General features: G+C 67.5%; 13 protein-coding genes. 12 read left to right on the top strand and 1 reads right to left on the bottom strand.

What is annotated here, in order from left to right:
- The first annotated feature begins 2 nt into the window (after positions 1–2).
- The 12 genes from Q3Y64_RS14815 (at position 3) to Q3Y64_RS14760 (ending at position 11552) form a co-directional block, all read left to right on the top strand.
- Positions 3–1331 (top strand): AMP-binding protein, encoded by a 1329-nt coding sequence (locus Q3Y64_RS14815; RefSeq protein WP_303562996.1) that lies wholly within the window; start codon positions 3–5, stop codon positions 1329–1331.
- Between the two features lies 1 nt (position 1332).
- A complete protein-coding gene (locus tag Q3Y64_RS14810; RefSeq protein WP_303562994.1) occupies positions 1333–1626 on the top strand; it encodes a 3-hydroxylacyl-ACP dehydratase in 294 nt (97 codons plus the stop codon).
- Between the two features lie 5 nt (positions 1627–1631).
- Positions 1632–2552, top strand: coding sequence for an acyl-CoA synthetase (locus Q3Y64_RS14805; RefSeq protein WP_101943413.1), 921 nt, complete (start codon positions 1632–1634; stop codon positions 2550–2552).
- Positions 2536–3144 (top strand): LolA-related protein, encoded by a 609-nt coding sequence (locus Q3Y64_RS14800; RefSeq protein ID WP_101943256.1) that lies wholly within the window; start codon positions 2536–2538, stop codon positions 3142–3144. The genes Q3Y64_RS14805 and Q3Y64_RS14800 overlap by 17 nt, the downstream gene beginning before the upstream one ends.
- Positions 3141–5489 (top strand): MMPL family transporter, encoded by a 2349-nt coding sequence (locus Q3Y64_RS14795; RefSeq protein ID WP_303562992.1) that lies wholly within the window; start codon positions 3141–3143, stop codon positions 5487–5489. The genes Q3Y64_RS14800 and Q3Y64_RS14795 overlap by 4 nt, the downstream gene beginning before the upstream one ends.
- Positions 5473–6129: an alpha/beta hydrolase gene (locus tag Q3Y64_RS14790; protein ID WP_101943254.1), complete on the top strand. Its 657-nt coding sequence runs from the start codon at positions 5473–5475 to the stop codon at positions 6127–6129. Before Q3Y64_RS14795 ends, Q3Y64_RS14790 begins: the two co-directional genes overlap by 17 nt.
- Entirely contained in the window at positions 6126–6914 is a 789-nt protein-coding gene (locus tag Q3Y64_RS14785; protein ID WP_101943253.1) for a polysaccharide deacetylase family protein, read from the top strand. The genes Q3Y64_RS14790 and Q3Y64_RS14785 overlap by 4 nt, the downstream gene beginning before the upstream one ends.
- Positions 6911–7642 (top strand): class I SAM-dependent methyltransferase, encoded by a 732-nt coding sequence (locus Q3Y64_RS14780; protein ID WP_303562987.1) that lies wholly within the window; start codon positions 6911–6913, stop codon positions 7640–7642. Before Q3Y64_RS14785 ends, Q3Y64_RS14780 begins: the two co-directional genes overlap by 4 nt.
- A gap of 110 nt (positions 7643–7752) precedes the next feature.
- Positions 7753–9765 carry a beta-ketoacyl-ACP synthase gene (locus Q3Y64_RS14775; RefSeq protein WP_303562985.1) on the top strand — a complete coding sequence of 671 codons (2013 nt, stop codon included), beginning with the start codon at positions 7753–7755 and terminating at the stop codon, positions 9763–9765.
- Positions 9765–10196 (top strand): 3-hydroxylacyl-ACP dehydratase, encoded by a 432-nt coding sequence (locus Q3Y64_RS14770; protein ID WP_303562983.1) that lies wholly within the window; start codon positions 9765–9767, stop codon positions 10194–10196. The genes Q3Y64_RS14775 and Q3Y64_RS14770 overlap by 1 nt, the downstream gene beginning before the upstream one ends.
- A gap of 42 nt (positions 10197–10238) precedes the next feature.
- On the top strand, positions 10239–10958 hold the full coding sequence (gene fabG / locus Q3Y64_RS14765; RefSeq protein WP_303562981.1) for a 3-oxoacyl-ACP reductase FabG: 720 nt from the start codon (positions 10239–10241) through the stop codon (positions 10956–10958).
- 222 nt (positions 10959–11180) lie between these two features.
- Complete coding sequence (locus Q3Y64_RS14760) at positions 11181–11552, top strand: YggL family protein (RefSeq protein WP_303562979.1); 372 nt, start codon at positions 11181–11183, stop codon at positions 11550–11552.
- Between the two features lie 140 nt (positions 11553–11692).
- Here the strand turns inward: Q3Y64_RS14760 and Q3Y64_RS14755 are convergent, their stop codons facing one another.
- Complete coding sequence (locus Q3Y64_RS14755) at positions 11693–12748, bottom strand: RNA methyltransferase (protein ID WP_303562977.1); 1056 nt, start codon at positions 12746–12748, stop codon at positions 11693–11695.
- Position 12749: the final 1 nt, after the last annotated feature.

Raw genomic sequence — 12749 nt, 5'->3', positions numbered from 1 at the left:
GTATGTCATCCCTGCCCCTGCTCCCGCCCGCCCCTGTAGGACATGTTCTCGCCCTGCACGCGGGGCGCGCCATCAGCCAGGACGAGTTCCTTGCCCAGGTGCTGGCGCTGGCCGCAGCGCTGCCTGCAGGCCGGCCCCTGCTGAATCTCTGCAATGATCGCTACCACTTCGCGCTCGGACTCTTCGCCGCCATCGCGCACGGCAACCTGAGCCTGCTGCCAAACAGCACCGCACCGGAAAACATCGCCGCGCTGCACGCCGCGCACCCGGATCTGCTCTGCCTCAGCGACCAGCAGGAGCCGCCCTTTGGCCTGCCCACCCTGCGCATCACCGCCCCGGAGATGGCAACGGCCACGCCATCCATGCCGCAGATCCCGGCAGAACAGGTGGTGGCCTGCGTATTCACCTCCGGCTCGACTGGCCAGCCCCAGCCCCATATCAAGACCTTTGGCCGCCTCTTTGCCTGTGCCCAAGCCGAGGCCCGGCGCATCTGGGCCACCACGGGCGGACCCTGTGCGGTGCTCGGCACAGTGCCTTTCCAGCATATGTACGGACTGGAGTCGACCGTGCTGCTACCGATTTTTGGCGGCGGCATCCTGTGCGGCGAACGCCCCTTCTTCCCGGCCGACGTAGCCTCGGCATTGGCGGACTTGCCAGCGCCGCGCTTCCTGGTCACCACGCCCTTCCATCTGCGCAATCTGCTCGACGCCGAAATCGCCCTGCCACCGCTGGCCGCCCTGCTGTCCGCCACCGCGCCGCTTGCCACCGAGCTGGCCACACGTGCGGAAGCCCAGCTCGGCGCGCCGCTGCTGGAGATCTACGGCTCCACCGAAACCGGCCAGATCGCCACCCGCCGCACCACAGCCGGCCCTGATTGGGCCTTGTTCGAAGGCCTCAGCCTGGAGCAGGAAGGCGACTACACCTGGGCCGACGGCGCCTTTCTGGAGCACCGCCAGCAGCTCGGCGATGTGCTGGAATTGCTCGATGAAGGCCGCTTTCGCCTGATCGGCCGCCATGCCGACATGATCAATATTGCCGGCAAGCGCTCCTCTCTGGCCTACCTCAATCACATCCTGTGCAAGCTGCCGGGGGTGCGCGACGCGGCCTTCTGCCTGCCGGACGAAAGCGAAGCCGGGCGTCTCGCCGCCTTCGTGGTGGCTCCCGGGCTCACCACGGCCGAGCTCATCAAGGCCTTGCGCCCGCACCTCGACCCGCTCTTCCTGCCGCGCCCGATCGTGTTTCTCGAACACCTGCCGCGCAATGCCACCGGCAAGATCCCGGCCGCCGAGATGCAGGCCCTGATCGAGCAGCATTTGAAAGCCCGTGCCTGACATGCCTGCCCTACCCCTGCCGATCCCTGCCGACCACCCTGCCTTTGCCGGTCACTTCCCGGGTCGCCCCATCGTGCCGGGCGTGGTCTTGCTCGATCAGGCCCAGCTCGCCATCGAATCCGCCAGCGGGCAGCGGGTAAGCGGCCTGGCCATGGCCAAGTTTCTCAGCCCGGCCTTGCCTGGCGAGGCACTTGAGCTCGATTTCAGCACCAGTGGCGACAGCGCCCGCTTCGAAATCCGCTGCGCCGAGCGCAAGGTGGCCAGCGGCCGCTTCACGCTGGAGCCCAGGGCGTGAGTGCCATGGCAGACAAGCGCACGCCCGAGTGGATGCAGCGCAAGGAGCGCGGCTCCCTGTTCTGGCTGCGCGTGATGCGCTGGATCTCGCTGAGCTTCGGCCGCCGCGCCTCGCGGCTGATCGTCTATGGCATTGCACTCTACTTCTTGCTGGCAGTGGCGCCGGCACGCGCCGCCCTGCGCGAATTCCTGCCGCGCGTACTCGGTCGCCCAGCCGGCTGGCTCGATCTGTACCGCCACATCCTGGCTTTTGCCAGCACCATCCACGATCGCACCTATCTGCTCAACGACTGCTTCGACGAGTTCGATCTGCGCCAGATCGGCGCCGAAGTCCTCCACGAACTGCATGCCCGCGACGGCGGCTTCTTCCTGTTCGGCGCCCATGTCGGCAGCTTCGAAGTGATGCGCAGCCTGGCACGCGCCAACCCCAGGCTCAAGGTGAGCATGGCGATGTACCCGGACAACGCCCGCCTGATCAACTCGGCGCTCTCTGCCATCAACCCGGACGCCATGCAGGACATCATTCCGCTGGGGCGCCTCGATTCGATGCTGGAGGTACACAACCGCCTGATCGAGGGCGCCATGGTCGGCATCCTGGCTGACCGCGCCAGCGGTGACGACGCCTACGAGACGCTGGACTTCCTCGGCAGCCCGGCGCACTTCCCGAGTGGCCCCTTCCGCATGGCGGCGATGCTGCGCCACCCGGTATTCTTCATGATCGGTCTGTACCGTGGCGGTAAGCGCTACGACGTGCACTTCGAACAGATTGCCGACTTCAGCCAGGTAGGGCCGCGTGAGCGCGATGCGGCCATCCGCGCCGCGATGGAAAACTATGTGCGGGTACTCGAAAAGCATGTGCGCGCCGCACCCCACAACTGGTTCAACTTCTTCGACTTCTGGAAATCCGCCCGTGCCGAGCACTCCTGATCTTCACGCCCGCCTGCGCCGTCTGCTTGGCGCGGTGCTGCTGCCCGCCCTGCTGCTCGCCCCCCTCGCCATCCAGGCCGCGGAATGGCCCGCGGCTGAGCTCTTCAAGCTGCTCGCCCAGCAAAAATCCGGCCGCGCCAGTTACATCGAAAAGAAATACATCGGCATTCTCGACAAGCCGGTCGAGTCCTCCGGCACGCTGGCCTTCACCGCACCGGACAAGCTTGAAAAACGAACCCTCAAGCCGCGCCCCGAGCTGCTGCGCCTGGAAGGCGACAAACTCTACATCGAGCAGGCCGGCAAGGCCCCGCTGAACCTGAATCTTTCGAGCTATCCGGAAGTGGCCGCCTTCGTCGACAGCATTCGCGCCACCCTGGCCGGCGACCGCAAGGCGCTCGAAAACAGCTATCAGCTCAACCTGCTCGGCGCGGCGGATAAATGGCAGCTGATCCTGTTGCCGAAATACACCAGCATGAGCGCCATCCTCACCCGCATCGCGATCAGCGGCCGCCAGGGGGAAGTGCAGCGCATCGAATTCGCACTGGCCGATGGCGACCATTCCGAGATGCTGATCAGCAAGGTGGGGCCGTGATTGCCCGCCTGCGCCCCCATGCCCTGCCGCTGGGCCTGTGGCTGCTGGCGCTGGCCGCCTGCGTCACGGTGATCCTGCACACCCGCTTCATCGCCGATCTCTCGGCCTTCATGCCCAAGGCCCCGAATGCCCGTCAGCAGATGCTGATCGAGCAGCTGCGTGACGGCATCATTGCCCGCCTCGTGATGGTGGGCATCGAAGGCGGCGATGCGGCCAGCCGCGCCGAACTCTCGCGCCAACTGGCGGCCCGCCTGCGCCAGGATCCGGCCTTCGTCGGCGTGCAGAACGGTGAAGCCTCGGTCGAGGCACGCGACCGCAGCTACTTTTTCGACAACCGCTATCTGCTGAGCCCGGCGATGAGTGCCGAGCGCTTCAGCAGCGAGGGCCTGCAGGCGGCCATCGGCGCCTCGGTGGAGAAACTTTCGGGCGACGCCGGCCTGATGCTCAAGAAGCTCCTGCCACGCGATCCGACCGGTGAAACCCTGGCCCTGCTCGAGCAGTTCGCCGGTGGCCAGCAGCCGCGCCAGCTCGAAGGTGCCTGGGCCTCGCGCGACGGCACACGCGCCCTGCTGCTGGTCCAGACCCGTGCCGACGGCTCCGATACCGACGCCCAGGCTGCCAGCCTCGAGCGCGTGCGCGAAACCTTCGCCAGCCTGCCCGCGCACCAGGCGGAACATCGCCTGCTGCTGAGCGGCACGGCGGTGTTCTCGGTGACGTCGCGCGAGCGTATCCAGAGCGACATCCACCGCCTTGCAATCGGCAGCAGCATCCTGGTGATCGGCCTGCTGCTGGCGATCTATCGCTCACCACGCCTGCTCGGCCTGGGCCTGCTACCGGTGGCCAGTGGCCTGGTGGCCGGCATCGCTGCGGTGAGCCTCGTCTTCGGCAATATCCACGGCCTCACGCTCGCCTTCGGCTCCACCTTGATCGGTGAATCAGTCGATTACTCGATCTACTACTTCATCCAGCGCGCTGCCGGCATCGAGGCCTCGCGCTTCTGGCGCACCATGTGGCTCGGCGTACTGTGTTCGCTGGCCGGCTTCGCCGTGTTGCTGGTCTCCGGCTTCCCGGGCCTCGCCCAGCTTGGCGTGTTCTCGATGGCCGGGCTGGTCGGTGCGGCGCTGGTCGCCCGCCATGTGCTGCCGGCCTTGATGCCGCAGCAACTGCAGATCAGCGATCTGTCCGCCCCGGCACGCCTGCTCGACCGCATCTTCCGCAGCCTGCGCCGCCTGCGTCCGCTGCTGCTGGCCGGCGCGCTCGCCGCCACGGCCTGGATCCTGTGGCAGGGAGATGCCATCTGGAACCGCCAGCTCAACGCACTGAGCCCGGTGACGCGCGCCGAGCAGGATCTAGACATGGCCCTGCGCAATGACATGGGCGCGCCGGACATGCGCTACATCGCCGCGCTCACCGCGCCGGATGCCGAGCGCGCGCTGCAGGCGGCCGAAGCCGTGGGCCACGTGCTGCGCGCCGAAGTGGCGGCCGGGCGCCTCGGTGGCTTCACCTCGCCAGCCCAGTTCCTGCCCAGCCGGCAGACCCAGCAGGCCCGCCAGCAAGCCCTGCCGGACGAGGCCAGTCTGCGCAGCCGCCTCGGCGACGCCCTGCGCGAGCTGCCGGTGCGTGCGGAGCGCCTCGACGGCTTCGTGGCCGATGTGCAGAAAGCCCGCCAACAGGCCCTGCTGAGCCGGGCAGATCTCGCCGGCAGCTCCGCCGCGCTGGGCGTTGACTCGCTGCTGATCCAGCGCCAGCAGGACTGGCTGGTGCTGCTGCCGCTGCGGGCGCCGGCGGGCCAGGAAGAACTCGACACCCGCGCGCTGGAAGCTGCCCTGCAGGGGGCCGGGCAATCCGGCGTGACGGTGCTGGACATCCTCGAAGAATCCACCAGCCTCTTCGCCAGCTATCTCTCCGAAGCCAAGCTGCTGGTGGCCTGCGGCATGGGCGTGATCTTCCTGCTGCTGCTCGCCGCCCTGCGCTCCCTGCCGCGTGCGCTGCGCGCCGTGGCACCGCTGGCCTGCGCCGTGATCGGAGTGACTGCCGGCCTGCTCGCCAGCGGCACCAGTCTCACCATCCTGCATCTGATCGGCCTCTTGCTGGTCGTAGCAATCGGCCGCAACTACACGCTGTTTTTCGACGCCGGCAGCCACGCCGGCAACGCCGAGCAGCAACGCCAGGTACAAGTCTCGATCCTGGTTGCCAACCTCACGGCCGTCGGCAGCTTCGGCGTGCTGGCCTTCTCCTCGGTGCCGGTGCTCGCTTACCTCGGTTGCACCGTCGGCCCCGGCGCCTTCCTGGCACTGGTGTCGGCCGCCATCCTCGCGCGGGATCAGGATGCGTCTGCTCACTGACTCTCATCCGGGCGGCAGCGAGCGCCTGCTGATCCTGCTGCCGGGCGCCGAAATTGCGCTGGAGGATTTCGCGCGCCAGGGCTTCATCGCCGCCGTGCGTGAGCGTGGCTACGCCTTCGACATCCAGTGCGCCGCGCTGGACTACACCCACGTCATGGCGCGCACGGTGGAAAGCACACTGCACACCGAAGTCATCCAGCCGGCCCAGGCCGCCGGCTACCGCCAGATCTGGCTCGCCGGCATCTCGCTGGGCGCCTTCAACAGCCTGCTCTACGCCAGCCAGCACGCAGCGGAGCTTGCCGGTCTGTGCCTGCTCTCGCCCTACCCCGGCACCGGAGACATCCTGGGCGAGATCCGCAGCGCTGGCGGACCGCAAAGCTGGCTCGAGACACCCGAGGCTCAGCAAGGCGACGAACGCGTGTTCTGGCGCTGGCTCGCCGAATGCCAGCGTAGCGAGCACTGGCCCTGCCCGATTCACGCCATCACCGGCACGGAAGACCGCTTCATCCGCGGCCAGCGCCTGCTGATGGACACCCTGCCCGCCACCTGCCGCACCGAATTGCCCGGCGCGCACGACTGGCCGGCCTGGCAGGCGCAGTGGGCACACTGGCTGGACCACGGCCCCTGGAGCCGCGCATGAAGCTGAGCCCCTTCATGCGTTTCTCGCTGGGCCTGCATGGCGCGCTGGCCGTGGCCCTGCTGCTGCGCCCGGATTGGTGGCCGGTGCTGCTGGCGATCTTCGTGCTGGACCATCTGGTGCTGGGCCTGGCCGGCATGTGGCCGCAGAGCACACTCCTCGGTGCCAACATCACCCGTCTGCCAGCGCACGCCGCGGCGCGGCGCGAGGTGGCGATCACCATCGACGACGGCCCCGACCCCGCCGTCACCCCGCAGGTGCTGGCGATCCTCGCCGCCCATGGCGCCGTAGCCAGTTTTTTCTGCATCGGCGAGCGCGCGGCTAGGCATCCTGAACTCGTGCGCGCCATGGTGGCCGCGGGCCATGCGGTGGAGAACCACGGCATGCATCACCGCAATCACCTGGCCTTCTCAGGCTTTGGCGGCTGGCGCCGCGAGGTCGGCAGCGCGCAATTCACGCTCAGCGAACTGGCCGGCACGCCACCGCGCTTCTACCGGGCGCTGGCCGGACTGCGCAATCCCTTCCTGGATCCAGTGCTGCAAGCCTTGGGCCTGCATCTCGCCACCTGGAGCCGGCGCGGCTTTGACACCCGCTGCAGCGATCCCGCCGAAGTACTCGCCCGCCTGTGCAAGGGACTCGAGCCCGGCGCCATCCTGCTCCTCCACGATGGCCACGCTGCGCGCGATGCGGCCGGCCAGCCGATCATTCTCGGCGTCCTGCCACGGCTGCTCGAAGCCCTCGCCGCACGCGGCCTCACCCCGGTCACCCTGCGCTCCTGTCTGCCATGAAGTCCAGCCTCAAACGCCATCTCCTCGATCGCGCCACCGCGCCCTACCGTGGGCTGGGCGTGTTCCACTACCGCTGGGGGCGCGGCAAGCTCGGCAATGATCCGATCTTCTGCGCCCTGCTGGAGCGTCAGATCTTTCCGGACGGCGCCCGCATCACCGATCTGGGCTGCGGCCGCGGCCTGCTCGCAGCCTGGTTCCTCGCCGCCGAGCGTCTGGCCGATGAGGGGCAATGGCCCGACGACGTCCCGCCACCGCCCCGCGGCCTGCATTTTCGCGGCTGCGAGCTGATGGGCCGCGAAGCCGAAGTCGGCAACCGCGCCTTGCAGCCGCGCTACCCGGGGCGCGTCGAACTCTCCGGCGGCGACATGCGCGCGGCCGACCTCTCCGGGCTGAACGCCATCGCCATCCTCGATGTACTGCACTATATCGACTACGCCGAGCAAGATCGCCTCCTCGACAAGATTCGCGCGGCACTGCCGCCTGGCGGGCTGTTCCTGACCCGTGTGGGCGATGCCGAGGGTGGCCTGCGCTTTCGCATCAGCCAGTTGGTGGATCGCGGTATTTCCTTCGTCCAGGGGCATCGCCTGCCGCGCATGTGGTGCCGCCCGGTGAAGGCCTGGGTGGCCGCACTGGAGGCACGTGGCTTCAAGGTGGAATGTCTGCCCATGAACGGCCACAACCCCTTCGCCAACGTGATGCTGATCGCCCGCGCACTTCCCCAGCCGTAACGGGTTCCGGCAGCCCAATCCAGCCATCTCCAGCCTGGCTTTGACAATACAAAGGGGCGGGCCCCGGCCCATCAGGTAAAATCCGCGCGCCAACCCAGATCGGAGCCCTTGTGCAGCCCCTCCGCCTTACCGCTTATACCCTCGCCAGTGCCCTCGGCAGCGGCCTCGATGCCACGCTCGCCGCCCTGCGTGCGCAGCGCAGCGGCCTCGCGCGCCAGCACTGGGAGACTGTCGATCTCGATACCTGCATCGGCTCCGTCGCCGGGCTGGATGATGCGCCGGTACGGCCCGACCTGGCAGCCTTCGATTGCCGCAATAACCGCCTCGCCCAGCGCGCCCTCGAATGCGACGGCTTCACCGATGCCGTGCGCGACGCGATTGGCCGCTACGGCAAGACCCGCATCGGCGTGTTCCTCGGCACCAGCACCTCAGGCATCCTGAGTTCAGAAATCGCTTTCCGCCACCGCGATCCGGCCGCCGGCGGCTGGCCGGAGAACCACGACTATCGCCACACCCACAACAGCTATTCGGTGGGCGATTTCGTGCGCAGCTATTTCGATCTGCACGGCCCGGCCTGGGTGGTGTCCACCGCCTGTTCGTCCTCGGCCAAGGTCTTTGCCGACGCCCAGCGCATGATGGCCTGCGGCCTGATCGACGCGGCCATCGTCGGCGGCGTCGACTCGCTGTGCCTGACCACCATCTACGGCTTCAACTCGCTGCAACTGGTCTCGCCCAACCCCTGCAAGCCCTTCGATGCGAACCGCGACGGCATCTCGATCGGCGAAGCCGGCGCCTTCATCCTCGTCGAGCGCGGCGAGCTGGCGCAGCCTGGCGACATTGTCATGAGCGGCATCGGCGAGTCGAGCGATGCGCACCACATGTCCTCGCCGCATCCGGAGGGCCTTGGCGCCAAGCTCGCCATGCAGGCCGCGCTGGACATGGCAGGCCTGCAGCCGGCCGACATCGACTACATCAACCTGCACGGCACCTCAACGCCCAGCAACGACGCCGCCGAAGACAAGGGCGTGGCAAGCCTGTTCGGCTCGCAAACCCCGTGCAGCTCGACCAAGGGCCACACCGGCCACACTCTGGGCGCCGCCGGTGGTGTCGAAGTCGTGATCTGCGCGCTGGCGCTCACGCATGATTTCGCACCGGGGGGCGTCGGCACCCGCGAAATCGACCCGAAGCTCGCCAGCCACTACCTGCTCGCCAACGAAGCAAAGCCGATGCGCCACACACTGTCGAACTCCTTCGGTTTCGGCGGCAGCAACAGCAGCATCGTGCTCTCGAAGCTGGCAACCCCCACCGCCGCCACTTCGGCCCGAGCCGGGCAGAACGGCCTGAACGTCGGTATCGCCGGCGTTGGCCTCTACGGCCCCGGCCTGAATGGCTGGGAAGCCGCGCAGGCCTTGCTGGCCAGTAACGCCCCGTTTGAACTCACACCGCTCACCCTGCCGCCGGCCGAAGCCTTGCCGCCGGCCGAGCGCCGCCGAGTGGGCCTGCCGATCAAGCTCTCGATGGCCATCGGTTTCGATGCGATCAAACAGGCCGGCGTGGATGCCAGTCAGCTCGCCAGTGTGTTCTCCTCCACCGGCGGCGATTGCGACAATTGCCACGCCATCCTCGAAGTGCTGGCCAGTGACGATCGATCGGTATCACCGACCCGCTTCCATAACTCGGTGCACAACGCCCCCTCCGGCTACTGGGGCATCGCCACCCACTGCATGGCGCCCTCCACCAGCCTGTGCGCCTATGACGCCACCTTCGCCGCCGGCCTGCTCGAAGCCGCCAGCCAGGTTGCCGCCACCGGCCAGCCCTGCCTGCTGCTGGCCTACGACACCGCCTATCCCGAGCCGCTCTACTCCTGCCGGCCGATCCCGCATGCCGTCGGCGTCGCCCTGCTGCTCACCCCGCCGGAGCATGCCGGGGCTTTTGCCCGCCTCAGCATCCGCCCCGCAACGGCCCAGCCGACGGTGATGGCCGACGCCACGCTGGAAGCCCTGCGCCAGCGCGTACCCGCCGCCCGTGCACTGCCGCTGCTGCAGAAGCTGGCCCGCCACGAGAGCGGCCCGGTGGTGATCGACTACTTCGACGATCTGGCGCTCGCCATCGAGGTCGCCTGATGTTCGACCGGGAATGGATCGCCGCGAGGATTCCGCACGCAGGCAGCATGTGCCTGCTTGATCGCGTGCTGAACTGGTCGCAGGACACGATCCACTGCCGGGCTAGCAGCCAGTCGCTGGCTGACAACCCGCTGCGCGCCGGCGGCCGCCTCGGCCCGGCCAACGCCATCGAATACGCCGCCCAGGCCATGGCTGTGCACGGCGCGCTACGTGCCGGAGCAGATGCCGCACCGCGCGCCGGTTTCCTCACCAGCGTGCGCGAAGTCGAATTCCACTCAGATCGCCTTGATCTCGCCGCACAGCTCGACATTCATGCCGAATGCCTGTCCGGTGAAGGCAATCACCTGATGTATGCCTTCCGCATTGAGTCCGGCGGCACACTGGTCAGCGGGCGTGCCAGCGTGATGCTGGATGCCGACAACAAACTGTAGGAGCGGCCTCTGGCTGCGCCCACCCGAATCAGGAGTCACGCCATGAAACGCGCTCTCATCACTGGCGGCAGCGGTGCTATCGGCGCAGCGATCGCCCGCAAGCTGGCCACCGATGGCCTGCATGTGATCGTCCACGCCAACAGCAATCTCGCCGCCGCCGCCACGCTGGTCGCCGAACTCACGGCCATTGGCCTGTCCGCCGAAGCCTGTCAGTTCGATGTGGCCAACCCTGATGCCACGGCTGCCGCCCTCGAGAAACTGCTCGAAGCCGGCCCCATCCAGGTGCTGGTCAACAACGCCGGGATCCACGACGATGCCGTCTTCCCTGGCATGAGTCGCGAGCAATGGAATCGCGTGCTGGACGTGTCGCTGAACGGCTTCTTCAACGTCACTCAGCCACTCACCATGCCGATGATCCGCACCCGCTGGGGCCGCATCATCACCATCTCGTCGATTGCCGGCATCACCGGCAACCGTGGTCAGGTGAACTACTCGGCGGCCAAGGGCGCGCTGCACGCCGCCAGCAAATCCCTGGCGCTGGAACTCGCCAGCCGCGGCATCACGGTGAATGCGGTGGCGCCGGGCATCATCACGTCGGACATGACGAAAGACGTGTTCGATGGCGACACCATCAAGCAACTGGTGCCGATGAAGCGTGCCGGCCAACCGGACGAAGTCGCTGCGCTGGTGGGCTTCCTCGCCTCGGATGCGGCGGCCTACATTACCGGCCAAGTGATCTCCATCAACGGCGGCATGATTTAAAAACGCGGTGCAAGGCTAAGCGCGCTCCAATCTCGCGATTCCGGTGCTCAACGTACATGCGTACGTTTCCGCTCCTCATCGCAACCTTGAAGCGCTCGCTACACCTTTCCCTCGCGTTTTCGCACGCTTGAAATTGAAAACAACGCAGACCGTTCCTGCCTGAATTGTCTAATTTTGCATCCGGCAACTACCCTGCAAGCTCACCCTCATCGGACCCACACCATGACCAACCGCCCCGTTCCCTCCGCCACCTGGCTGCATCGCCTGAACCCGCGTCAGCGCAAGAAGCTGCGCGTGGGGGAGTACCGCGAAACCGGCTTCGAGCTGCGCCTGGTGTTCACTGAAGCCCTCGACGCGCGCGCCTACATGCCGCTGTGGGAAGGCCTGCGCGCCTGTGCTCGCGCGCAGGGCCTGATGCTGGTGGGGCTGGGCGGCCAGCTGCCGCTCAGCGAGACCGACGCCTTCGTGTGCAGCGAAGGCCCCGGCACGGTCAGCGAAGAAGCGCGTCAGGCCGTGCTGGACTGGCTCAAGACCCAGGCGCTGGTGCGCGAAGTGGAAGCCGGCCCGCTGAAGGATGCGTGGTACGGCTGGTAAGAACGTAGCCCGGATGAAGGCCGCAGGCCGGAATCCGGGGCGCTTTGGGTGGCAGACCCCGGATTCCGCTACGCTGCATCCGGGCTACGAATACCCCATGAAAAACGCCGGCAATGCCGGCGTTGTGCTTTTCCCACTCCCTACTCCGCCCTTTTCAGCCACTCCACGCGCTGCGCTTTTGCCACGGCCGGCTCGAAGCTGTCTTTCTCGCGCGCCCGCAGCTGCCCGCAGCCGCCATCCACATCCTGACCGGCCGAGTCGCGCAGCTTGGTGAGCACGCCAGCCTGGGTCAGGCGTTTGGCGATCGCACGGGCCTTGTCCCAGGACGGTCGCTGGTAGGGCAGGCCTTCGTTGGCGTTGTAGGGGATCATGTTGAGCAGGCCGTATTTGCCCGCCAGCAAACGCACGATGCCATCGAGTTCGGCCTCGGAATCGTTGATGCCTTCGAGCAGGGTCCACTGGTACTGGATCGGGTAGCCGGTGGCGCGGGCGTAGGCTTCGGCCTGCGCGACCAGCCAGGCAGGGTCGAGGCGCGGCGCACGCGGCAGCAGTTCTTCGCGCAATTTCGCGTCGGTGGTGTGCAGGGACACGGCCAGCGCCGGCTTCACCGGACCTTGCGGCAGACGCTCGAAGACGCGTGGATCGCCCACCGTGGAGAAGACCAGATTCTTGTGGCCGATGTCGCCAAAGAGGCCGAAGGCCTCGATCGCCTCCATGACGTTATCAAGATTGTGGGCCGGTTCGCCCATGCCCATGAACACGATCTTCTTCACCGCGCGCTGGCGGCGCGCCAGCACCAGCTGGGCGGCGATCTCGGCGCTGCCAACCTGGCGCAGCAGGCCGTCCTTGCCGGTCATGCAGAACACGCAGCCGACCGCGCAACCGACCTGGGTCGACACGCACAGCCCGTCACGCGGCAGCAGCACGCTCTCCACGGTCTGGCCATCGATGAGGCCGACGAGCAGGCGCGCCGAGCCGTCTTCACCCGGGTGGCTGCTGCGTAGCGTGGCCAGCGCGTTCAGCTCGGCTTCGATGCCCGGCAGGGCTTCGCGCACCGCCAGCGGCAGCACGTCTTCAGCCTTCTTGCGCCCAGCCGTGAGCGGCTGGCCCTGCAGCCAGGCGCGCAGGATGCGCTGCTCGTGCGCCGGCTTGGCGCCGAGTGTGCGGAGGTGGTCGCGAAGCTGGCTGATCTGCATG

Origin of the sequence: Uliginosibacterium sp. 31-12, assembly GCF_030548425.1 — a bacterium.
GTDB classification, from domain to species: Bacteria; Pseudomonadota; Gammaproteobacteria; order Burkholderiales; family Rhodocyclaceae; genus Uliginosibacterium; species Uliginosibacterium aquaticum.
This window is presented reverse-complemented; position numbering and strand designations above follow the sequence as displayed.

Coding starts and splice junctions, on each gene's coding strand:
- Q3Y64_RS14780 (WP_303562987.1), top strand. CDS start 6,911: ATGAAGTCCAGCCTCAAACGCCATCTCCTCGATCGCGCCACCGCGCCC.
- fabG (WP_303562981.1), top strand. CDS start 10,239: ATGAAACGCGCTCTCATCACTGGCGGCAGCGGTGCTATCGGCGCAGCG.
- Q3Y64_RS14785 (WP_101943253.1), top strand. CDS start 6,126: ATGAAGCTGAGCCCCTTCATGCGTTTCTCGCTGGGCCTGCATGGCGCG.
- Q3Y64_RS14815 (WP_303562996.1), top strand. CDS start 3: ATGTCATCCCTGCCCCTGCTCCCGCCCGCCCCTGTAGGACATGTTCTC.
- Q3Y64_RS14755 (WP_303562977.1), bottom strand. CDS start 12,748: ATGCAGATCAGCCAGCTTCGCGACCACCTCCGCACACTCGGCGCCAAG.
- Q3Y64_RS14760 (WP_303562979.1), top strand. CDS start 11,181: ATGACCAACCGCCCCGTTCCCTCCGCCACCTGGCTGCATCGCCTGAAC.
- Q3Y64_RS14805 (WP_101943413.1), top strand. CDS start 1,632: ATGGCAGACAAGCGCACGCCCGAGTGGATGCAGCGCAAGGAGCGCGGC.
- Q3Y64_RS14770 (WP_303562983.1), top strand. CDS start 9,765: ATGTTCGACCGGGAATGGATCGCCGCGAGGATTCCGCACGCAGGCAGC.
- Q3Y64_RS14790 (WP_101943254.1), top strand. CDS start 5,473: ATGCGTCTGCTCACTGACTCTCATCCGGGCGGCAGCGAGCGCCTGCTG.
- Q3Y64_RS14810 (WP_303562994.1), top strand. CDS start 1,333: ATGCCTGCCCTACCCCTGCCGATCCCTGCCGACCACCCTGCCTTTGCC.